Raw genomic sequence first — 22,298 nt, forward strand, 5'->3', positions numbered from 1 at the left:
AACTCGCTTTTTACATAGAAGTATATCAAAAATCATAGATCTTGGACAGCTTCTTATAACCTGTGACGACAAACATCGGTCGGTAAACCCGTGGCTTCATAACGTAACCGGCCAATCGTTCAGACTTCTTGAAAGTGGCATTTTTGTAAAGATAAATTTTCTTCAAAGCCGAGGCCGCCTCACCCTTTTTGGCAACTGTACTTGGTTCTGTCGTGGTAATTTCTTCATCGGGTTCTGGCATCGGAGTTGGTTCCGGTGTTGGCTGTGGGGTTGGCTCTGGATTTGGCGTCGGCGGCGTTGGCGGGATTGGCGTTACTGGTGTTTCCCGCTTCCTATAATAGTAATTTACAAACTGGGTGTTCTCAGTAAAATTACCAGTAACATTTTCTGGTAACCGATTGGTATTCAAATCATAGGTATATCCATTTGCGGTGATCGAATCCAATCGATATTTGCCATCCGCCTGATAACGATCACCAATCTTGCCATGGAGTGTTTGACTTTTCAGGATCCCGTTGGTTGCTTCATCGATATAATTAACGATGACTGATGAGTTGTCAGCAACCGTTGGCACCTTTTGGTAGGTATAGGCAACGGTAATTGCGGTTGTCCCCAAAGTCCCTTTGGCATTATCTGGTAACTTGGTCTTATCTAATTGATATAGCTGACCGGCCTGAGTCATATATTCTGGTCGATAAGCAGCAGTCGTTGTATCGTATTCATCGCCAACGTTCCCGTTAATCACCTGGTCAGCGGCGATTCTTTCCCCGTCCTCATCAACATATTTGACCGTCACGGGTTCGGCGACCACTGGCACGGCTTTTTTGCTAAAGGTGTAGGTAACCGTCGGCACCGGGGTCGTATCTTGATATTCGCCAACGGTTGGGCTACTAACAGAAATCGTATTAAAATCGTTCTGCTCTTTTAGAATGTCAATAATACTTTGAATGTTCTGGTTTTGAGTCGAACTGGTATCTGCGAGCTTAAATGAATTGTCTCCTGCAAGTGACAGATTCCACTTGTCGCCCAGATTGCCAGATAAGGTCTGCTGACCATAGATGTACTGGCCATTATCCGCGTTCTTAAAGTTCACATTAACGTTCCCGACCGTATCGGAAATTTGATAAGGTTGAATGACCCATCCCTGATACGTGTAACTTGGGTTTCCGAATAACGGATCTTCCCAAGTAACTGTCATGTAACCGTGATTAATCGTATTATTTTGAGTTAAATTGGTCCAAGTCACCGTGGGCTTGGCCGGATCACTATAGGGGCCGCCATCAGCGGTACTCTTATACGCCTTGGCATGGTTGTTAAAGTTGGGGTTCGGATCACCAGTGGCATAATAAGGTTTCACTGGAACGTTAGCCCCTTCAACGTTCTTGATCACAAACGATGGTGTCGTGTAACTGGTAACCTTTGAATTCAACGTAATTGTCGGTAATTTATACGACTGGAAAGCAAAGGTAAAATAAGTGCCCAACGTATCCTTGGAAGATTCCAGCGGTGAAGCATCAATGATATGGTTGTAACTCATTGAAGTCGTCGAATCCAACTTTTTACCAGCTATTGGACTGATATCATAAACGTCATCAAGCTGGATATTTAAATGCGTCAACTCAGTTAGCTGCTTCAGTGCGCTGATATCAGACAGCCTGCCGTGAGGCCAAACACCCCAAGTACCTAGACTAGCGTCCTGATCCGGCGTGAACTCTAAATCAGTAAGCTGGGTTGCGTATTGGAGCCCCTCTAGTGACTTGGTATTACACACTTGGTTGTAGTACGTACGGTTGTAATGTTGCAGGTCCGAATCAAGATAGAAGTAAGCCCCCATTTTTTGATTCAAATTATCCTTGGTAATGTCGCTCACAGACGATAAACCTAAATCATGAACAACCAACTTTTGCAAATTCTTATCTGGCAGCCATTCATCAATATAAGGCTTGCCAGTTGTTTGGTCGGTTCCCTTCGCGTCCGCTGGAACCTGGCTTGCAAAGTCGGCACTGATCCAATTTGAATTAACTTGATCCTTCAGCCAAGTATCGTGGTCAGTGGCGGTTCCACCTTTCCAATTACCATTATCATCCATATAAGTAGTGGTCGCGGCCTGAACCGGTGGCTGGCTTCCCAATGAACTAAACGAGAATGCCATCACCAGTGCTGCAATCGTCATCAATAGAATTTTAATGACGCGTAATGCCCTCCTTGTGCGTTCTTTCATTAGCGTATTCATGGTAAATCCCTCCAGTGTGCTTGACATGAATACAACGAATCGTAAATTCAGGTTTTTTTATGGTACCCTTTCCCTGATACCACTTTAAGCATAACATCTGTTCACGGGGCATTTGAACCAAAGTCCTCTTTTGTTATGTATTTCACAGCCGATTATGAGAACCCTTCTTACAATGAGAAAATTTCGGGAGCAAACTTAAAAAACGGTCCTCAATGAAGGCCGTTCAAAGAATTCAGATCATGATGAAAACGAGTCCGTTTGTGAACCCGGTTGTAAATTGGCTACAGTCTGTCCAGCAACGTACCGCTTTCCTGCTCAACAACCAGCGCTGCCAGCTCATTTGCTTTGGTAACCGCTGATCTGACCGACAATCCCTGGGCCAGGCCGGCAATCAGGCCACCGCAGAACGTATCCCCTGCACCAAGGGTATTGACCACTTTTGACCGAATTGGGGCGACGGTTCCAGAATCATCTCCGGCAAAGAAATACGCGCCCCGTTCACCTAAAGTCACAACAACCGACGCCTGGGTCTTGGAGAAAATTTGGTGGCACTTAACTTCTAATGAGGACTCGCCTGGAATGATCGCATTAATTTCGTCCTCATTACAGTGAATCAATACGCCAGGTGACAACAATCGTTTAATCGTTGCTTGGGGAATATATTGAATTCTCGGTGACGCATCGAAAACCACTAACGTTTCCGGTTTCCGGTTTGCCAATGCGCGCAGGATGACGTCAGCTGCCTGCTCGGTTTCCATTTCATAGCCGCTCATGTAGAAATAATCGTAATCGGCAATGTTGATCTGCTGGAACCAGGCATCCTGCCAAAGTTGTTCAATTCCGTTAACCGTCAAGAAACTCCGTTCACCATTTGGTTCAACAAACGAAATATCCCAGCCATTATCGGCCCCACTCACGCTTAATTGAACGGGGATCTTTCGGCGGGCCATTTCCATGCGGACCACATCAGCATACTGGCCTTCACCGACTGGCACAAACAAATCAGCCGGCTGACCAGCATATTTAACCGCCCCATAGACATTAAATGCCGAGCCGCCGACAATATTTCCCCGGAACTTCCCACTCACGTCTTCGCCGGTAGTCGGCAGCTTGGGAACGTCCATTAAGACATCTACAAAAGCCGCACCAATAATCAACGATCGGGTCATTTAAGCCACCTTCTTATTTGGAACCGCCACTTTCCACAACAGCATGCAGACAATGGCGATCACGGCAGAAACAAATACACCTAAACTATTATTTTTAAAGATTCCATGCGCAAACGGGCCGTTCCAGATGGCGTTGTTGGTAAACAAGAAACCGGTGACCGTGGCAATCACCCAGGAAATGATTCCGCGCCAGTTATAGTGAGTCTTGGAATCATTTTCCAACAAGCTGACATCATAGCCGGCAGAACGAAACATCACGCTATCACAAAGGAAAATGGCTACCCAACTTGCTAGACAGATGCCTAAGAAGTTCAGGAAAAGTTCAAAGTTACTCAAAAAATTACCGGAAATAAAGAGCACATAAATTGGAATTGCGATGACAATTAAACCATGGATAATCAATGATGTTCGTTGGGTCACGTTAATGCCGATTGTGGCCAGATTAATTCGAGCTGACCGAAACGAAATAATACATTGCGGAATTAAACCACCTGCAGCAACCAAGAAGTAGATCGGTCCAATCCAGGTTGGCAGTGCTGAATACATCACGCCAAATGGATCACCGGTCGTTGCCAGTGAGGGCTCAATCGTGCTCAACAGGACGCCGCCGGCCATCAAAACAAATAGCGGCACCGCGCCACCCATTGTTGTATTCCAAAAAGTGGCTGACGGCCGAGTCTTGGCGGTCACGTATGCGCCCCAATCGGCGGCTGCCATTGACCAGGAAATCCCCGAACCTGCCGCAACAATACTCACAGCGGGCAAAACGCCAGTTACCCAACTACCGGCTGGCAAGCTAAACGCCTCATGCCACTTTGCTTTAACAAGGAATAAAACCAGAATCAACACGGTTAAGATCCCAAAGATCCAACTTAACCAAGTCTGAATTTTTGCCAGTGTATCTTCTTTCAGAAGGCCCGAAAGGACAACCAGCCCGCCGAACACTGCCAAGGCGATCGCTGTTGTTACTGCCGATTTTGTCACATTAATCACTTTGAACAGTGACACGAGCAGCAGGGTACCCGTAATGACGTTAACTGCTAGCCAGCCAACCATATTTAACCAAGCAATCGCGTTGGGAATCTTATTGCCGTGCGTTCCATAAGCAGCTCGGCTCAATTTGAAAGTGGTCACGCCTTCCTTTTGGCCGATCATGGCCACCCAGCCAGGAATTGTGAAGGATAACGCCCCAACAAGCGAGGCAATCATTGCCTGAATAAATGATAAATGATAGCTAACGATCATGGCACCAAAGACAAAGCCCATGATCCCAATGTTGGCGGCAAACCAGTTGTAGAAAAGTTTGCCGGCCGTTAATGTTTTCTGTGATTCCGGTATCTTAATAATGTTATCGTCCATAATTTTCACCTCAAAAAGTGAGCGGAGTAAAGCGCTTAGGAGTCGAAGGTGCTTACGTGCAGACTCCTGCTTTACGCAGCTGTCCTAACAAGTCAGTAGATCCAAGTTTCTACTTAGAAGAACTAACCCAAATTAATTAAATTTCATCATTTCATCTGCATACTTGTTGAGATCGTGTTGCGGATTCTTCGCGTCAATCAATTCCATCCAGTCACTTGGGATTGAGTTGGCACCTTCTTTAGCACCACAAATCGCAGTTGCCATCGCACCAATCGTATCGGTATCACCACCGAGATTGGCACACATCAACGCACATTTTCGAACGCTGCGACAATAGTATGCAATGGAAACGGCCGCTGGAATGCTTTCAGAAATCATCGTTCCAGTTCCAATCACGTCATAGATCCGCTGACTGAATTTTTCATCGTCTCCTTCATATTTTTGAGCAATATAAATTCCTAATAGTAGACGATCGTGAGTCTTGGCGGCCCAAGTCGGTGCTCCCAACTTCAGCCCTTCATCATTCGCGGCTAACGCAAAATCAATGATGTCATCCCAATCCTGATAAGCCATCGCCGCGGTCACCGCTCCGGCAATCATGGATGCCCCACTGATTGCGACATCGCTGGAATGGGTAATCTTGGTGACATCAAAAACTAGTTGCACCAGCCGTTTAAGATCGGCAGGTTCAAACAACCCGCCAATCGGGGCAATTCGCATCCCAGCTCCGTTGGTTAAAGCTTGATCGGTGACCGGCCGCGGGTCTTTACCAGCTCTGATTGCGGTTAACGCCGCCTTACTACTGGGGCCAAGGATATTGTTTTCCCAAGCACCCACAGACTCCGCCCACGCCAAGATGTGCTTCACGAGGATCTGAGAGTCGGGTTGCCAATGATTTTCAATGAGCCCATCTAAAATTGCTAACGCTTGATTGGTGTCATCGGTGTACTGCCCCTTGGTGAAGTTCAGCGCAATATCATTGTTTTGTGGCCCATCGAGAAACGTGGTGATCTGGCCGTGAAACTGCTGCCGAATTTTTTCAACTGGCCACAATTCTGACGGCATCCCCATCGCATCACCAATCGCTTGTCCATACAGCACGCCAAGAATTTTGTCTTTACTACGCAAGTGCATCGCCTCTTTCTAAATGTCAGAATGAAATAAAAGTAGATTGTACTTATATCGGTATCATACAATGAATTGACTCAAATGTCTTGAATTTGGATGGATAATTTTATGACTGAATAGAAAAAGTCTCGCTCAATAGCCGAATAGGCGTTGTGAGTGAGACTTGTTTTGCTGAACTACTTGATGATCTTGACGTATGCTGGATTCCCAGTCACATAACCACCGGCCACTTGATACCGTTTTGTACCAAAGCTGGTCAATGAATATGGTTTTGAGTAAGTCCATTTTTTGACTTTCAGCACGGTGCCTTTCTTAACTTTGCTAATCCGTTTACCAAAGTTGGCATTGCTATAACGATAAATTGTCTTCTTAGCCTTGATCTTAGTGGGCTGTTCCAATTTACCAGAAATCACCAGTTTCCGGTTTGCGGTCACATAGTTTCCGTTGTTTAATTGATAACGGGTGGTCAAATTGTGGGTTACAAATCCTTTCACCTTCAACTGCGTGCCCTGCTTGAAGTTTTTAACCTTACCCGTCAAGTTCTTGTTCTGGTATTCGTTCACCCCATTTGGATTAATCACAGTGATGGTTTGGTGCAAACTGTGATAATAAACCGGACGAACATATTTCCAGTTAGCCGTGATATACCCAATCATCCCGGCTGTCTTGCTATGATGGTTCACATCGCGAACTTTGTATCGGGTTGCGCCTGCTTGAGATTTGGCATAATCCGTCACCACAAACATCGGCCGATTAATTCTTGGCTTTTGAGCGTAACTGGCAATCCGTTCAGACTTCTTGAAGTCCTTGTTCTTGTATAGATAGATCTTCTTTAAAGCGTATACCGCTTCACCCTTCTTGGACGTCTTGCCACCGGTCGCGCTATCACTTTGATTCTCGGTCGTTGAAGAACCAGAGTCGGGTTTGGTGGTTTCGGCACCAGGGTTTGCGTTGGTATCTGGCTTAGTTTCCGGGGTTGGCGAATTACTCTTAGTGTAAACAACCTTCAAACCAGTTTCCAGATCTCCATATGTTAAAGTAGTCAGATCATCAATCTTTTTTCCATCCATTCCTTCAAAATAACTAAACGTGTATCCATTAATCGTTTTTTTAAGAGCAGCAATGTCAGTAGCAGAAATCTTCATGTCAACTTTTCCGTTAAGGTTCCCATCATTTATATTCGCAACGGGTTTACCATCACTGTCAACATAATTAACTGGAATGTGAACCGTTCGTGGTGAGAAAAGAACTGTTAATTGTTGTGGGTCATTGGTGAATTTCCCTTCCGCATCAACCACATTGGCCATCCCATTGTGCTCAATATAGTCAGAATATTTACCACTACCACCAATGATCTTATCCTGTTCGTAACCATTCGCTTCGATTCTCGCAATCGACTTCTCAGGTACCTCATCTGTTAAGACATTAAAGGAACTACCAACATCCCCCGATAGCATATCACCAGGCCCTAACGTGATCAATTCGCCGTTACTCTTCAATAATTGGTAATTAACTGAAACGTTCCCAACCCCGTCTTTTAACGTGTATGGCACCATGATCCAACCCTCAAAATCGGAATTAGGATCTTTCCAGTGGCTCGACAGGGATCCATATGCTTGTCCTTGATCTGGTAAAAAATTGGTCCAGGTCAGTGTTGTTGTATCCACGTTAGCACTATCAGCGGTGCTTGGGTAAAGTGACGGATAATCATTAAATTCATTAATCGGATCAAATGGCCGTACCGGCAAGTTATCGGCTGCCAAATCTTTGATGATAAAGGATGGCGTCGTATACTGTTTGAGATTTTTGTTTAACGTAACTGGTGTTAACAAGATATGTTGGTAACTGAATCCAGTGCTTAAGTCTAACCCTGGATTACCCCGATTTGTTTCTAATGGTGATAAATCGGCAATTTGGTTAAACATTAAATTGAGTTCGGTTAGTTTAGGCTTGTTAGCAAGCGCTGAAACATCTGTAACTGAGAGGGAAAATAGTCGAACAGTTTTTAAGTTATTCAGATTTTTCAACGCACTTATATCCCACAAGTTTCCATGGATATCCTTCAAACCCTGCCCCCACAGGGTCGCACTTAATTTCGAGCTGGGAACCATGATGATGGTTTCTAAGTTCGTAGCGTATTGCAACCCTTCTAAGGTGTATAGCCCCATCATCGCCTGATAGTACAGTGTTGGCTTCCCGTCTTTGACTTGCAAATCATCTGTATTATGAATCACTTTGATGGTTTTCATGTCATTTTTAGTGAGCTTTGCCCTGAACTCATTAATATCTTTATACTTGTCAGCAAAATTACCGTGATAGATAAATAGTTGCAACCCATAATCTGGCATCCAGTAATCAATTTTGCCGGCCTCATCAGCAGAAATCTGAGCAGCATAGTCTGATCCTTCCCACAACCCAGCTCCCGATAATTTATTGAAGGGGCGATGAACATAGGTAAACTGTAAGTCTGGCCGCTTTGGAATGTTAAAGGTGTTGGTCGCTTTAACTTCATTATCGGCTGCTTGAGCGCCATGACCGCCATTTAATACTGACACCGTAACCATAGCAAAAATTGTGACTAAGAATATCGTTAGCCACCTAACTATTTGGGACTTTTGATTAAATTCAACGGGTCTTTTCATCATAACCAACTCCTTCTGGTCGTGAATGCCTATATTTTCTACCTATATTATAATACAATATTTATCAAATCTATAATGTAATGCCTGGAAATAGGAATTTTTCCCACACATTTCAGCATCAAAAAAACAGTTGAAATTAAAGTTCCAACTGCGGTATGAATAGCTTTTCATTTTTTAGATTTGTTCAACATGATGAGCTTTTAAGATATATTTGTCCAGGATTGGCGCATTTTGACCACCGTGATCGCGAGCAATCGACCATGGTGAGCCCTGGCGATGAGTTGGATTATCCTCCGGATCTCCCCATAAAGAATCGAAATATTGGTTGTACTTATGAACGCCAGAATCAATTATTGCTTCAATTTTGTCGACTTTTCCGGAAATAATCAGCTTTTTTTCAAGCTCATGTTGTCTTAACAAACTATCGTGATCATGCTTGTTGTATCGATATACCTCTTGATCCACCGGTCCTTGATCAAAAGCGACAAAGTTTGAAATAAACAACCGCTTGTCCCCATCAACTAATTGATCAGCATAAATATAATACAATGTTTTCTGGAGCGAAAAGGGACGAATCTCATAATGCCGAATTAAATAAGAAGCTACGTCAATAGAATTGAGTTGTGATAATTCTCGAACCTGATCAAGAAAGCCATCAACTGAGTTAAATGGCTTGACGTCAGTAAAATAAGGATCCATTTTTTTTACGGACTCAAAAGAAGGGGAATCCGTTTTTAGTGCATGAATACTATAAGCGGCGTCCGAGATACTTACTGACCTATCCATAAATTTATCACGTACGCTGATAATTTCATCTGTGGTGTCACTTGAAAAATGATATGCAATTTCTCTGTCAGAAAGTTTGGATAAAGCAATAAAATGCGTAAACATGTCATCCCCTCCTTACATTTCGTTCTTTTTCATGTCTTAGATGTTCTTTATAATTGTTCTTTGACCATTCAGAATCCCATATTTGAATTTCCCAAGGCAAATGATTCCGACTATCTTGAATATAACAGTGAAACGCTTGGTATTTACCGTCCACTCTGAAGTAAAACCTGTGTATTACTTGGGCTTCCTTCAGAATTGTTAACAAATTTTCAATCTCATTTAACTGTTTATTTACACCTGATATAATCAAACGCTCACCAAACAAATCATTAATGATCTTTGCGACATAAAAGTCTCCCTGGTTATCATGATGCATCTTTTTAATTAATGTGTCTAGTGATTTAACTCTGAACTGAAACCAGTCATATTGTAGTTTCTTCCATAATGGATCACTACTGCCAACTCGACGATTCAGCGCGGATAAATAGCTAGGCAAAATATCATTCATAAAATGACGGTTTTCAAGGGCATCATCAATTTTATATTTTCGTAGATTAATGTTCTGGTCAGCTTCATCCAGATGATCGTAAAAATTTTCAGTGAATCTTACATACTGATTATAACAATCACAAATTTCGTTCTTCAAGAATTCTTCAATATTCACATTTAACATACCACATAGTCCATTTATTTAATAATTAATATTTTACCATATTCGAACGTACGTTCCAACTCCTCGATTAGACTTATAATTACTTTTTCGATACTTATTTTGATTGAGATCAGTTCTATTTCTTAGACCACAAATCAAGAAAACGGTTCTAAAACCAATAATGCAACCCCGTCAGCGTCAAAGCCATTACCGTCACAGTGGTTTCGATATACCAAACAAGGACACTTACCTTGACTCATTCAATTTTTGTTCCATCTTGCGGAATTGGGTATTTTCCTTCTCAAAAGATGTGTTGACTTCTTCAAAGCTTGTATTTTGAATGTCACGTCTTTTACTACTGACCCAAAACAGCACCCTATCATCAAAAAATTTTTAACCAATCTAGTAACCAAATTCCGCAAAAAAGCACCCCCAAATGGAGTGCTTCAACTTTCAAAGATATTTCACTAATTTCTCCCTTGCTCACTGGGATATCTCATGAGCTTAGTTCTAAACATTGATGAGGGAATATAGTATTTGTTTTGGGCGATTTGGGAGCCATTGACCCCAAACAAATCTTCAGTCATCAAAATTAACAATGGGCTCTTTGGGAACTTTCGCTTAAACGTTGTTAATGGCCGATCTGATACAGTAATGGTAAGGGCTGAATTCACCACTTTTTGGTAAATATCCTTTTCCAAAAACTGAACAAACTGCGTCTCATCCGTCAAATCAACGTCAAATTCTTCAATGATTTCAGGCAACACAATCGACAAGTTATTCGCAATATTCCGATGATTATTTTGATACCAAATATTCAAGGTTAGATATGGCAAATTATGAACCCCAAACAAGTTATCAGTGAATTCACTGGACTTGTTCTCATGATAATAAACTTCCCGACCAGTAATTTCAGTGTTTAAGCTTTTAAGAACCGGGCTCTCTAACACTTCAATTCCCTGATACCCGTTACCGTCACTTTGCGTCACAAAATGACCCTGACCATGGATACTCTGAACAACCCCGTCTTCTTTCAATAGAGACAAAGCGGTCCGCAACGTTACGCGACTGATATCAAACTCATCAGCCAAAACTTCTTCTGATGGTAACTTTGACCCAGGCGGAAATTGCATTTGTTTGATCATTTTTAAGATCTGATTATAAACTTGTACGTACTTTGGGGAATGATGCATCATTTTAACATCCTTATTTTAATTTGTGCTGGCTTTCATTGACTGAACATCCTTTTGAAAATCAATAAAGTTTCCAAATTGTGGCCGGTCAGGCATCACCAATTGATTGATTTGAGAAAAATGTTTCTTCCTGACCAGATTAATCATTGGCTGATTGGTATGGTTCGTTAGAATTCGAACCCCATCAGCATTTGACGAAATGCTTTGACTCACCACATCATCAATCATTTGACTCGCAATCCCATGACCAGCTTGTTCAGAGCCAACCATCAATCGCTTGACGAAAAACTGGCTACCATGCCTCACTATTGTAACACATGCATTATTCGCTGATCCGTATAACCATAGCGACTTATGATAGATATCTGCCGAAACAACTGCTTCATTTGGATACGCATCATTCCACTGTTGAACACCATTTCGCGCCATCTGCTCCTTAGCGTCAACGATCAGTGTCAAAATATCTTTAACATCATTTAAGGTCGCCAGCCTGCGGGTTATTGTTGGAACTTGAATTGAATTAATGTTGATCACCTTATTTTATTGGAAAATCATGAGTGACATGACTAACATCATTAACACGCCAAACACCATTGGAACGGACGTCCGTTTAACAATCTGAACCGGGGATACTTTGGTTGTTCCGGCAACAATCAAGACGACTGCCGCAACGGGTGAGACTGCACGTAACAAGTTACCAGCCAATTGCATTGGGACCGAAAGAGCAACGGGATCAATACCAGCTGCTTTTGACAAAGGAATAATCAATGGAATCATCGCAAAGAGCAATGCCGTTCCACTCCCACTGAGCAACACAATCACTGCGGTGAAGACAACCATGATGACTGGTAAAATAATGCCTGAACCGCTCATATTCTTCATTGAATTTTGGACCAAATCAATGATGCCGATTGAGGTTAAACCCTGCACGAACACCTGAGCTGATACCAGTAAGGCCACAATGCTCATGACATTTCCCATTCCGTTGAAGAAATGGCTGGTTTCTTTCAATACACCGGTAAAGTTGCTCTTGTAGAGTAATTCAACGACTACCGCAACCACAAAACTGATAATACTGACAACTTGAACACTGAGATTCAACTTGGTGCCGGCGACAATGTTCATGAAAAAGACAATTAATAACAAGACAATTGGTAACAGTGGTAATAATCCATAAACGAAGCCTTTAAAACCAGTGTAATTAACTTCTGGTGTATCATCCTTTTCGCTTGCATCAGTATTTTGCGCAAGTTCGGCATCATAACTCAACGTTTCTGGTGATCGCTTATCTTCATGCTTCTGCCAGAAATAGTGAATAACGGCAATCGCTAAAATCGTTGGAATTGAAACAATTGCATGGTGTTGGAATACGTAATCGGTAACTGGCATGTGTAACTGAGCCGCAATGGCGACGTTATCAGAACCAAGTGGCGTCGGAATAATCGTTGCTGAAGTCCCAATAATAGCAGCAGCACTCAACCGAGACATCCCTGCCGTCCTTAGAACTGGGTACAAGGTTGCTAATAAAATAATAGCTAAATTGGAAGCACTTGGAATCACCAATGATAGCAAGTTACCAATCAAGAAAACAATTGGGATTAAAAAGTAGACAGATTTGATTTTGGAAATTGGTTTCGTAAGTGCATGAACAGTCACTTGATTAGCGCCAATATGACTCATGTATGCGCTATAGCCACCAAGGATCAAAATAACAAATCCTGGGCCAACTAACGTGTTAGAGAATTGATCCACAATTGCTTGGAATGGATCAAATGCCGTGGCACCTGTCGTCATCGTCACGGCAATTTTCTTACCCATAATGATGGCAACGTACATTAGGATTAATCCTAGTGACAGTAGTGTCATTTTGATGTCGTTCTTTTTCAATAACATGTAAACCAGGATTCCCACTGCAATTAAGCCGATAATAATTACTAGTATTGTGTTCATTGTTAATCTCCCCTAATTTTAAGACATTGTCTTGCCGATTTCTTCAACAAACCATTTTTCAAACTTGTCAGTGTCGACGTTAACCGCAACGGTTGCATTGTCGGGCATATCCAAATAGCCCTTTAAATCAATTAGCGATGCACCAGCTGTATAACGGCCCGTCGTTTCAATTTCGACGTGAGTTTTGACTTGCTCAAATAATTCTGGCTTCAAAACAAGGGCAACCGCCAATGCATCATACATATTTAAGCCCTTCTTAAAGCTACCGCCCCGATATTTGGAGAATAACTTATAAAACATATCGCCAACTCTCCCCAGCGTTTTAATCTTCTCGGAAGTTGTTGGCATGATTTTAGCCTGCCGACCGATTTCCATTGGGGCGACTCGAATTGTCAACCCGCTTGTAAAGACGATCTTGGCAGCTTCAGGATCCGTTGCAAAATTAAATTCGGAAAGGACACCAAAGTTTCCTCGGCCCAGACTGCCACCCATCAAAACAACTTCTTTAATATTCGCCAGATCATCTGGATACTGATGGATAAATAATGCAATATCAGTCAACGGGCCAATTCCCATTAAAGTCACTGGCTGGTCGCTTGTTGAAACAATTTCATGCATAGCAGTCGCAGCCGTGACACTGTCATCCACTTTGGTCGTAATTTCAGGAAATGGATAACCATCCATCCCTGTCTTACCATGAACCCCACTGGCATCCTTTGCTGGTCGTAACAATGGTTTGTGACTTCCAGGAACAATTCGGATTGGTTTATGAAAAAAAGTCAGCAACTTCTGGGTATTCAACGTCGTTTTTTCAAGACTGACATTTCCAGAGATTGGACTAATCAACTTAACGTCCAATGCCTCATCAGACGTTGCAATTGCGATTGCAACGGCATCGTCAATCCCCGGATCAGTACTGATAATCACAGGATTTTTTGTTGCTTGTTCTGTCATTTTAAATAACTCCTTACACAAGTTTTTCTAGTAACCGTTTTCAGAATGTATTATACAACGTTGTATTAAATAATACAACGTTGTATTTAAAAATCAAGAATTTTATTTCTAAACTCATTTATAATTCAAATTTCAGCCATATAGACAAAGGCCCCAGCTATGAACGATCACCGTTCATAGTTGGAGCCTTCATTTATTACACCAACAATCATTTCATCAGCCAATCTTATTCATGTCTTGCTGCCAGATCCCGCATAATCTTTGGGTATTTCTTATCCAAATCATAGAAGGAAAGCAGAATAATTTGGATGACAAAGATGATGAGTGGGATGTAAATAAATAATTGATTAAATTAGCCTCCACGCGAACAGACGAAATAACATCGTTCATCTGTTGGCATGGAGACCCTTGGTTGTAGATTCATTTTGTGATTATGCCCTAGGTTCATTCATCATTGACTAAAAACCTAACTCAGTCAAAATGAATCAATTTCAAATATCTTCGTAATTGCTAAGTTAAGATTTGTATATGGTACTTGGTCTAAAATCACTTTCGAAGAAAGGTCCTGATCTTTAGTCAATAATTGACAGTTGGTATCTGCAGTAATAATTCTATCTTCATAATGAGCAGTAAGATCTGTCGCTTTCAGTTTCTCGTAATGATCAACCGCCAACTCTTTAGACAAAGAATCAAATAACCATTGTTTTTCAAGCCAAGGCATAAGTGAAGTTGCCGGTTGGAAATGCAAGAGTAACCAAACTTCGAAGCAAACTTTAGAATAAATAATCTGAATTTGATGTTCTCTAGCCAACTTCAAACTGCTCAACAATTCATCTTGTTTCTGAGAATCATCATCAAAGCAGACATAGACTTCGCCATCAATCTTTTTCTTATGATCTAAAATCCAGTTAACAGCTTCAGAAATTAATTTGGTTCCTTTTTGCCCATGTTTGTTGATTGCTTTAACAGAGACAGTCGAGCCATTATATTTTCTTTTTAGCATATTGAAATATAGCCGCTCAGTATCGCCCTCGCAAAATATAATCTTTTCCTTCTTGATAAATCTTGGCTGCCGTTTTCTACCCATGTTTCTTTTCCTTATCCTTCGTCAAGGTTGGTTGAGCTCCAAGTGCTGTTTTCAGATCCTCTAAATTGATAATTGGGACACTACCAAATTGCCCTTTTATATAACGTTTAGAAAAGTCAATATCGGGTCTTGACACTGCCTCACCGTAATCAAACAGCGAATATAAGTCACTTTCACCATGATAATTCTTTTCGGTGAAATAAATTTGGTCCACTCGCAAATGAGCATCTAGTAACTTAAGCTGATGTGTCGCCAGAATAAATTGATTGTTGTTTTGGGGAGAATTAAACAGGTTGACTAACGCCATTGCCATTTCATAATGAAGGCCTTCTTCGAACTCATCAAAAATTAAAGTGTCACTACCATCAGATAATTGAGATTTAATAATAGCCAACGCAATGAGGACAATTCGCTGGGTTCCGGTTGATTCATTTCCTAAAGATATTCTCTGAGTGCCAATCACATTTCCCTTCTCGTCGTATTTCTTATGAAGGGTAAATAGATTTCTAACCTTGGTTTTAGAATTTACCCGGTTGTCATCACTTGTATCAGATTTTTCTGACATAGATTGTAAAAAATCGACGAGTGGTTGTGGCAGTGAGATATCCATTTCTTCATGGTCTAATCCTTGAATGTTAATATCTGAGGCCCGTAAAAAATGGTTCAGCTCGGTTTGAACCACTGGGTTATCGATAAAGCCGTCATCAAAAGTACTAAAATCCAGCTGATTTGAAAAAATGATCAATTTTTGTTTAAACCAATTAAATACATCAATGGCGGGCGCATAATTATTAGCTTGGAGAGAATAGAGCAACAGTGAATTTTTTCTGGTATTGGCAGCAACGTTCTCTTGCCCATCAGGAAGCAATCCTTTTGTATCCTTATTTCGTTCAAATAGATGTTTCATTACAAAATGCTTTTTGCGAAGATCCGCTGCACTCAAATTCTCATTCAAAATTTCATTCTGGTTATACGTAATGGCATATGCATATTGAAAATTATTCGTTATAAAAGTAATTTTAAATACCGTTGGTCTGGCTGCTGAAGAATCATCAAGTCTAAACGGATAAAAGGGAAGATCTTCGCTGATGTCATGAGTTGGATTGATAATGATACTTCGCATGAGAGAAATACCCTTAATGATAGAGCTTTTCCCGGAGCCGTTAGCGCCAAACATTGCTACGCATTTCAAGAGCCTTAGGCCACTGGGGGCAACTAATGTGTTTTCATGATTCCACTTTCGCAATCGATCTCCTGATTCCATCGAGAGTGCTTTCCGGTCCTTATAGGAGCGAAAATTTTCGAGTTCGAAATCAATTAACATTATTATCCCCTCCTTTTATTACATCATATCGTTTTGAAAGCCACATTACAACGAAAAAACGTTCTAAAGCCATTTTAATATTCAAGATTCGAGTGATTAATTATGTTAAAGCCTAAATTCCGTTTTTAAAAATTACGATTTCCATAATTTATCACTTGGTCCCATATATATTAAATACGTACTTTCACGCAAATAACTGTTAAAATCCAAAATAAAAAAGGCGAGTTGCAAATTACACACCCGCTCATTTTGCAATCTAAATCATGAAAGTCGTCATTATCTTAACATCAGCTAAATACTTCTGATGTGTTTTCCTAATCAAACACCCGCGCAACTCCAGCCACATCCGATCGCTGGCCATTCTTAATTGACTGAATCATGATTTTTGGTGGCCAGCTTTCGATCACGCGGTTGTGGCCGAGATAAATGGCCACGTGCCAAATCACATGGGTGCCTGGTTGATAATAAAATACCAGATCGCCACGTTGCCGGTGGGAATAAGCCACGTGCTTGAATTTTTTGGAAGCCCAGAGATTCCGGGAATTCCACTCGTTGCCTGGATAGGCGTGGTGAATTGAACTGACCGGCAGTGGATTAATGCCGCCAGCATACATCGCTTGAATGGCAAGGCCCGAACAATCGGTGCCGTACCTCGGACTGGATGAGGAGCCCACCAAATAAGGATTGCCCAGATAGCGATATGCCTGGTGGATCATCGCTTCAATATGCGCTGAGCGACCATCCCAAGCATGAGCCTTCAACGGTGCTACATACCGGTCAATGCCAGTCCAAGCCCTTTTTGAAAAGCCCATCTTCAGCCAAGTTTGCTCATTCACATTACCAGACACTTTCAAATGGTGACGCCGTTGGAATCTTTTAACGGCATTGTAAGTTGCCTGATTATATTTGTCGTATCCAGAAAAAGTCCCCATTTTGCGCATAATATACCAAGTCTTAATGCCTTCAAAGCCGCGTTTAACCGGATAACCCACTTTTCCGAACGGCTTAATTTGATTATATTGAACTTGATAATACCGCTTAGGATTCTGGTAGCCGGTCGTTTTGACGACAAACTGCTTACTTGCGGTCAAAAATCGACCCGTATTTGTTTCCAGAACCGGCGCCTTGCCATCTGTGGTCACAACGTTCGAAATTTTGGCAAAATGATTGGCAGCAACCGTTTGATCCTTCACTTTTCTTGCCGCATCTCGATAATAAACAACTGCTTTCTTGGTCTTAATAATTCCCGGATTCGTTGTATAATAGCTGGAACTTGCGTGAATCGACGAGCCAAATCCAACGCCAATAAACACTCCAAATGCTGCTAAAATGATCAATTCGATCAACCGATATTTTCGTTTCTGCATCCCGTCACCTTCCCCTTCAACTTTCCTAATAACTCAACGCCCGGTACCCATCCCGGGCTCGGTGCCACTGCATCTGCTTAATCGTCATGCTGGTTTTCTTCTTGGTCCATGGATCATTATAATAAAATCGGTTCTTTGAATACCCCGAAATCGTGATGGCGTGGTTCACAAAGCCATCCACATTATAAACCCAGACGACCACCGGATGCCCTAAGTTGATTTGTGCTTTAATCTGAGCAACCGTTGCGCCGGTCATATTCTTGGCACTGCCAGCATGGCGCTTGACCACTTTCAGTAAGCCCTTCGGATAAATATACCAGCCGGTTGGACTGTACGGGCTGCCGACAAATCCCTTGTTCGGGTCACGGCTTCGCGGGGTCTGCTTGGCCAGCTGCATCTTGGTCACCTTGGAACCGGCAAAATTCAGCATCATCGTTGTAGCCACAATTTCGCAGCCAGTCGGCAACTCCGGCCGTTGGGCAATCAACGGCACATTTAACCAGCGATAACTTTTGTCAGTGGCATTTTGGTGCACCCAGCCAGTGAACTTCTTGTATGTAAATTTAACCCCAGTCTGCTGCTGAACGGTTTCCTGCTTGGTCACGTGAACCTGCTTCCTTGAGTAATCGCCAGAGTGGGCAATTGGCTGCACATTATCCGCAGACGTCCGCCAGCCACCAGACTGATAAACGCCATAGTTGTGCTTAGTGGCCTTGATCTTCGTATAATAATTGGCGCCCTGCTCCCCACTCACGGGTAAATAGGATTGGTCGGCATCGGCATGAGCGTCAATGCCGCCGAGTAACCCAATTGCCAGGATGCCGGTCAAAACAGCTAATCGCAATTTTCTCAAATGTCCCATCGTTAAATGCCCCAATCTCCTCTCTAGTGTTCTTCATTAGTTTACACTACTGGAATTATATAATCGAGAACTTCTATGTGATGGTTGGAAAAGGGGGGGTAGTCAAAAACAAGCATGGTGAAACACCTTTTTTTAATTTGTACCTAATTAACTTTTTGTTTTAATAAATAGATTTCATGCAACCCCAGATTATCCATTCTCCACCCAATCTTTGAGTTCTTTCAAGGTATCATCTGGAATAATTAGTTGGCCATCTTTTCCAATAACTGGATAAACAGCTTTGCGGTTACGGGGGTCATCTTTTACATGTGGGATGAATGGCAACCCCTGGTTTTGAATGGATTGACTTAAGAATATCTTGATGGCATCACTTGTCGTCATCCCTAATTGCTTAAACAATTGATCAGCTTGCTGCTTCTCTTCATCTGATAGAGTAATTTGGATTATTGCCATGGTGAACACCTCCGTTAAATCGTTATCGTACAGTCATATTACTATAATCAATCGAGAAGTTAAAGATCCTTTGGAGCTGAAAAATGAACAGATAGATGGATAGATACTTAGGCAAGAAATACTTTAACATCGCTATACCATCACGGATTCTGTAAAATTAAGTATTTATCTGTTCCCCAATAAATGGACAGATAAATGAACAGATATGCTTTATTTAATTGAGATCCTATGAGCCAATTGATAACGGGTTTGAGGACCTGAACCAATACTTTCAATTAGTTGCTTTCGGATTAAAGACTTTAGATAGCGCCGAGCTTGACTAGTTTTTACACTAAGTAGCTTTTCTACTTGTGGTCGACTAATAGTTGTCTTATTTTTCAGATATTTGATGATGGCCCCTTCTTCATTACCTACGATAATAATTTCACCCAAACTGATGTCCGTTGCTTCTTGATTATGCTTTGTATCTGAAATTGATTTAGCTGTGTAATTTTGATTAGGTAATATCAGCTTCACAAAACTCTCACCAGCTTTGACAAGTGGCTTAGCCTTTGATTCAGTGTAGCTATCTTCGATTCGACGGATACAGTCCCAAAATTTTCCATGTAGTTAAGGGGGAGAAAACGGGCAGAAAGGGGGAGAAAACGGGCAGATATAGGGAAGATATAATTATTTCGGTGATTAGAATAATTGAGAATAATAAGTTTCCTTAGTTAACAGATAGACTAAGACTAGTGATCAGAACCTTTATGGACCAGTTCATATCGGGTATTACGGCCTGAGCCTACTTTCCGAATAATGTCGTCTTGAACTAAAGTGTGTAGATACCGGTTAGCTTGGCTAGATTTAATAGCTAACAATTTTTCAACTTGTGAACGCCTTGCTAAAGGATTGTTTTCTAAATAGTTAATAATTTGTTGACGGTCATCGCCCACAGGAATAAGTTTGGGTACCTCATTATGGTCCGCTTTGGCTGAACTGGCAACGTAGTTGTTATTTGGGAGAACCAGCTTCACAAAGCCCTCACCAGCTTTGACAAGAGGCTTAACTTTTGATTCAGCGTAGCTATCTTCGATTCGACGGATACCGGTCCCAAAATTTTCCATGTAGTTAAAATGAAGTAAAATACTCAAAACATTGTAATTACGTGGTTGCGAACGACCCGAAAGAATATCTGGAACGGTGAGACCATTCGGTAAGGGTCCAGGTGACAGAATTTCAATACGATCACTGTAAAGTTCAACTTGGACGGCTCCACGGTCAAAATATGATCGGTGGGCGACGGCATTGGTAACACCTTCTCGTAAAGCGTCAGTCGGATAATCGTAATGGTCTTCGCGCTGGCTGCCGTTAATAGTCGATTGAATGTGATTATTCAGACTTAAGTAAGCCATGGTTTGGTCAATTTGTTCCATAATAGAACCAGTAAAGATTTTACGATCAAGGAATTTTCTGGTGGTAGTGCCATCAAAAGCAGCCACCTTTAAGGCGAAAGGATTTTCCTCACTCATTAACAGGGCGGTATTGGCGTACTGATTCTTGGTAGTCAAAAAATTGCTGAACTTTTTTGGATCAAACTGCTCATGATTAGCTTGAGACTTGGATTTCAAATAATCAAAATGAAGATCCTGATTTGTCGCGGGTTCCTTATCATAGGCATCTAACTGATTGCGCAAAGATAAGTGGCGGATCGTATCAGCTGAAGCCGGTTCAGAGGATGAGTTATTTCGAACATATACGCGGCGATCGGTATAATAGGGCGGATTAATTCCTGGTTGAATTTCAATGCTAAAAGGCGTGTTCTCCGAATGGATCTGAACCAGTCCAACCGCGGAAGGGTAATAGGAGTCATTAATCCAGTTGCTAATGGTTTCCTCGTAGGTATGCCGTTGTTCAGTTGTCAATTGCTTAGTGATTTTACGAGTCTGATCATTAACCCCCAGATAGATATATGCTGATGTTCGGCCATTTAAAAGTGCTCCAATCTCCTTTTTTATTTTTGTCGAGAAAACTTCTTTGTACTCAATGGTTTGGCTTTCTAATGGGAATGGTTGAGGATCATTAGAACTTAAAATTTGACTCAACTCCTTTGTTAATTTTCGGTCTCCAACTCAAATTATTTCTTCATCGTACTGAAACAAGCGATTTAGTAACCAAGGTAGCTCACGTCTTTGATCTATGAATTACTTCTAATCATTTTGAGCACTGGAGATCGACCTGTCTGGGCCTCACCCTATACATATTAAATACGCAATCTACCTTATAAATTATTTAATCAATCCCAAGGCAGTCATCCAAATCCGATCACGTAATTTAACCTGTCTATTTTTGCATAATCCGTGCCCTTTGAGACGACAAAAATCCCCTAGCCAACAGATATTCTATCCATCAACTAAGAGACTTTCATATTATTCTTTCAAAATCAAACAAATAACAGCTCACGCAAACAAACTACCGCACAACCTTCACATACCGCGAATTTCCAGTCACATAACCGCCAGCAATCCGATATCTCAAGGCGCCGTGCTGATGGACATTCGTGCCATGGGAATAATCATGACCGCGAACTTTCAACACGTGGCCCTTCTTAATCGGCTTAAGTCGCTGATTAAAATCGATATCCATCGGTGACATTTACTAGCCTTCTTTCATCCATTTAGCGAAATTAGGTGCTTTAGTTTTATCGTAATGACCATCTTTATCAACATCAACCGTTTCAGTTGGCACATCTTTAATCAAATTATGCCAGTCCAATTTAGTTGGTACTTTTGCAATCACAATTTCGTCTTTATCATTAAGTGAAACACTGACTTCGTCACCTGAATTAATATTGAGTTGCTTACGAAATTCTGACGGTAGAACAAGTTGACCTTTAACGGAGATCTTTCTGGTCATTGTTTTATTTGTCATATCAAAGGCCCCTCCACTTAGTTACGACTTGATTACTGCTTACAGTAAGATTTTACCAGATACCAGATTTTAAGTAACTAAAAAGCAACCCGACATTAATGGTTGAATTTTTCTGCCCAACAAGCACCAACTGTAAAAGGCACCCGTAAAATGTAGGAAAACGGCAGGTTAGAACTGTTGGTTT

Annotated in this window: 20 protein-coding genes; all 20 read right to left on the reverse strand. The window is 41.6% G+C overall.

What is annotated here, in order from left to right; translation table 11 throughout:
* Window positions 1–25: 25 nt before the first annotated feature.
* Window positions 26–2,233, reverse strand: a complete 2,208-nt coding sequence (locus tag FD12_RS01590; protein WP_056981313.1) for a MucBP domain-containing protein — start codon at window positions 2,231–2,233, stop codon at window positions 26–28.
* A 281-nt stretch (window positions 2,234–2,514) separates the two neighbouring features.
* Window positions 2,515–3,402: a PfkB family carbohydrate kinase gene (locus tag FD12_RS01595; protein ID WP_054748831.1), complete on the reverse strand. Its 888-nt coding sequence runs from the start codon at window positions 3,400–3,402 to the stop codon at window positions 2,515–2,517.
* Entirely contained in the window at window positions 3,403–4,761 is a 1,359-nt protein-coding gene (locus FD12_RS01600) for a purine-cytosine permease family protein (protein ID WP_056981315.1), read from the reverse strand. It lies immediately after the preceding gene.
* A 132-nt stretch (window positions 4,762–4,893) separates the two neighbouring features.
* Window positions 4,894–5,889, reverse strand: a complete 996-nt coding sequence (locus FD12_RS01605; protein WP_056981317.1) for an ADP-ribosylglycohydrolase family protein — start codon at window positions 5,887–5,889, stop codon at window positions 4,894–4,896.
* Between the two features lie 176 nt (window positions 5,890–6,065).
* Window positions 6,066–8,534 carry a DUF5776 domain-containing protein gene (locus FD12_RS13970; RefSeq protein ID WP_162258714.1) on the reverse strand — a complete coding sequence of 823 codons (2,469 nt, stop codon included), beginning with the start codon at window positions 8,532–8,534 and terminating at the stop codon, window positions 6,066–6,068.
* 171 nt (window positions 8,535–8,705) lie between these two features.
* Window positions 8,706–9,422 (reverse strand): Panacea domain-containing protein, encoded by a 717-nt coding sequence (locus FD12_RS01615; RefSeq protein WP_056981321.1) that lies wholly within the window; start codon window positions 9,420–9,422, stop codon window positions 8,706–8,708.
* A 1-nt stretch (window position 9,423) separates the two neighbouring features.
* Window positions 9,424–10,026 carry a nucleotidyltransferase family protein gene (locus FD12_RS01620; protein WP_162258715.1) on the reverse strand — a complete coding sequence of 201 codons (603 nt, stop codon included), beginning with the start codon at window positions 10,024–10,026 and terminating at the stop codon, window positions 9,424–9,426.
* Window positions 10,027–10,481: 455 nt separating this feature from the next.
* Window positions 10,482–11,207, reverse strand: coding sequence for a winged helix-turn-helix domain-containing protein (locus tag FD12_RS01625; RefSeq protein WP_054748842.1), 726 nt, complete (start codon window positions 11,205–11,207; stop codon window positions 10,482–10,484).
* Window positions 11,208–11,225: 18 nt separating this feature from the next.
* A complete protein-coding gene (locus tag FD12_RS01630; RefSeq protein ID WP_146986017.1) occupies window positions 11,226–11,666 on the reverse strand; it encodes an N-acetyltransferase in 441 nt (146 codons plus the stop codon).
* Between the two features lie 81 nt (window positions 11,667–11,747).
* A complete protein-coding gene (gene dcuC, locus FD12_RS01635) occupies window positions 11,748–13,157 on the reverse strand; it encodes a C4-dicarboxylate transporter DcuC (RefSeq protein WP_056981323.1) in 1,410 nt (469 codons plus the stop codon).
* 18 nt (window positions 13,158–13,175) lie between these two features.
* Window positions 13,176–14,111: a nucleoside hydrolase gene (locus FD12_RS01640; RefSeq protein ID WP_056981325.1), complete on the reverse strand. Its 936-nt coding sequence runs from the start codon at window positions 14,109–14,111 to the stop codon at window positions 13,176–13,178.
* Between the two features lie 475 nt (window positions 14,112–14,586).
* Window positions 14,587–15,198 carry an RloB family protein gene (locus FD12_RS01645; RefSeq protein WP_054748845.1) on the reverse strand — a complete coding sequence of 204 codons (612 nt, stop codon included), beginning with the start codon at window positions 15,196–15,198 and terminating at the stop codon, window positions 14,587–14,589.
* The gene (locus FD12_RS01650) at window positions 15,191–16,522 is read right to left on the reverse strand and encodes an AAA family ATPase (RefSeq protein ID WP_056981327.1); all 1,332 of its coding nucleotides are present in this window, start codon (window positions 16,520–16,522) and stop codon (window positions 15,191–15,193) included. The genes FD12_RS01645 and FD12_RS01650 overlap by 8 nt, the downstream gene beginning before the upstream one ends.
* Before the next feature lie 314 nt (window positions 16,523–16,836).
* Window positions 16,837–17,889, reverse strand: a complete 1,053-nt coding sequence (locus FD12_RS01655) for a DUF5776 domain-containing protein (RefSeq protein WP_056981329.1) — start codon at window positions 17,887–17,889, stop codon at window positions 16,837–16,839.
* 25 nt (window positions 17,890–17,914) lie between these two features.
* A complete protein-coding gene (locus FD12_RS01660; protein ID WP_056981332.1) occupies window positions 17,915–18,751 on the reverse strand; it encodes a C39 family peptidase in 837 nt (278 codons plus the stop codon).
* A gap of 189 nt (window positions 18,752–18,940) precedes the next feature.
* Window positions 18,941–19,204: a type II toxin-antitoxin system RelB/DinJ family antitoxin gene (locus FD12_RS01665; protein ID WP_054748851.1), complete on the reverse strand. Its 264-nt coding sequence runs from the start codon at window positions 19,202–19,204 to the stop codon at window positions 18,941–18,943.
* Window positions 19,205–19,414: 210 nt separating this feature from the next.
* Window positions 19,415–19,720, reverse strand: coding sequence for a hypothetical protein (locus FD12_RS01670; protein ID WP_054748853.1), 306 nt, complete (start codon window positions 19,718–19,720; stop codon window positions 19,415–19,417).
* 215 nt (window positions 19,721–19,935) lie between these two features.
* On the reverse strand, window positions 19,936–21,288 hold the full coding sequence (locus FD12_RS01675; RefSeq protein ID WP_056981334.1) for an ATP-binding protein: 1,353 nt from the start codon (window positions 21,286–21,288) through the stop codon (window positions 19,936–19,938).
* Window positions 21,289–21,655: 367 nt separating this feature from the next.
* Window positions 21,656–21,838 (reverse strand): hypothetical protein, encoded by a 183-nt coding sequence (locus FD12_RS01680; RefSeq protein ID WP_054748859.1) that lies wholly within the window; start codon window positions 21,836–21,838, stop codon window positions 21,656–21,658.
* Between the two features lie 3 nt (window positions 21,839–21,841).
* On the reverse strand, window positions 21,842–22,114 hold the full coding sequence (locus FD12_RS13370; RefSeq protein ID WP_082622127.1) for an AbrB/MazE/SpoVT family DNA-binding domain-containing protein: 273 nt from the start codon (window positions 22,112–22,114) through the stop codon (window positions 21,842–21,844).
* Between the last annotated feature and the right edge of the window lie 184 nt (window positions 22,115–22,298).

Source organism: Lentilactobacillus rapi DSM 19907 = JCM 15042, assembly GCF_001436255.1.
Lineage (GTDB): Bacteria > Bacillota > Bacilli > Lactobacillales > Lactobacillaceae > Lentilactobacillus > Lentilactobacillus rapi.

What these genes read in the sequence shown, in the direction of transcription:
- FD12_RS01590 (WP_056981313.1), bottom strand. Translation starts at nt 2,233, where the DNA reads ATGAATACGCTAATGAAAGAACGCACAAGGAGGGCATTACGCGTCATT.
- FD12_RS01595 (WP_054748831.1), bottom strand. Translation starts at nt 3,402, where the DNA reads ATGACCCGATCGTTGATTATTGGTGCGGCTTTTGTAGATGTCTTAATG.
- FD12_RS01600 (WP_056981315.1), bottom strand. Translation starts at nt 4,761, where the DNA reads ATGGACGATAACATTATTAAGATACCGGAATCACAGAAAACATTAACG.
- FD12_RS13970 (WP_162258714.1), bottom strand. Translation starts at nt 8,534, where the DNA reads ATGATGAAAAGACCCGTTGAATTTAATCAAAAGTCCCAAATAGTTAGG.
- FD12_RS01615 (WP_056981321.1), bottom strand. Translation starts at nt 9,422, where the DNA reads ATGTTTACGCATTTTATTGCTTTATCCAAACTTTCTGACAGAGAAATT.
- FD12_RS01625 (WP_054748842.1), bottom strand. Translation starts at nt 11,207, where the DNA reads ATGCATCATTCCCCAAAGTACGTACAAGTTTATAATCAGATCTTAAAA.
- dcuC (WP_056981323.1), bottom strand. Translation starts at nt 13,157, where the DNA reads ATGAACACAATACTAGTAATTATTATCGGCTTAATTGCAGTGGGAATC.
- FD12_RS01640 (WP_056981325.1), bottom strand. Translation starts at nt 14,111, where the DNA reads ATGACAGAACAAGCAACAAAAAATCCTGTGATTATCAGTACTGATCCG.
- FD12_RS01645 (WP_054748845.1), bottom strand. Translation starts at nt 15,198, where the DNA reads ATGGGTAGAAAACGGCAGCCAAGATTTATCAAGAAGGAAAAGATTATA.
- FD12_RS01650 (WP_056981327.1), bottom strand. Translation starts at nt 16,522, where the DNA reads ATGTTAATTGATTTCGAACTCGAAAATTTTCGCTCCTATAAGGACCGG.
- FD12_RS01655 (WP_056981329.1), bottom strand. Translation starts at nt 17,889, where the DNA reads ATGCAGAAACGAAAATATCGGTTGATCGAATTGATCATTTTAGCAGCA.
- FD12_RS01660 (WP_056981332.1), bottom strand. Translation starts at nt 18,751, where the DNA reads ATGGGACATTTGAGAAAATTGCGATTAGCTGTTTTGACCGGCATCCTG.
- FD12_RS01665 (WP_054748851.1), bottom strand. Translation starts at nt 19,204, where the DNA reads ATGGCAATAATCCAAATTACTCTATCAGATGAAGAGAAGCAGCAAGCT.
- FD12_RS01680 (WP_054748859.1), bottom strand. Translation starts at nt 21,838, where the DNA reads ATGTCACCGATGGATATCGATTTTAATCAGCGACTTAAGCCGATTAAG.
- FD12_RS13370 (WP_082622127.1), bottom strand. Translation starts at nt 22,114, where the DNA reads ATGACAAATAAAACAATGACCAGAAAGATCTCCGTTAAAGGTCAACTT.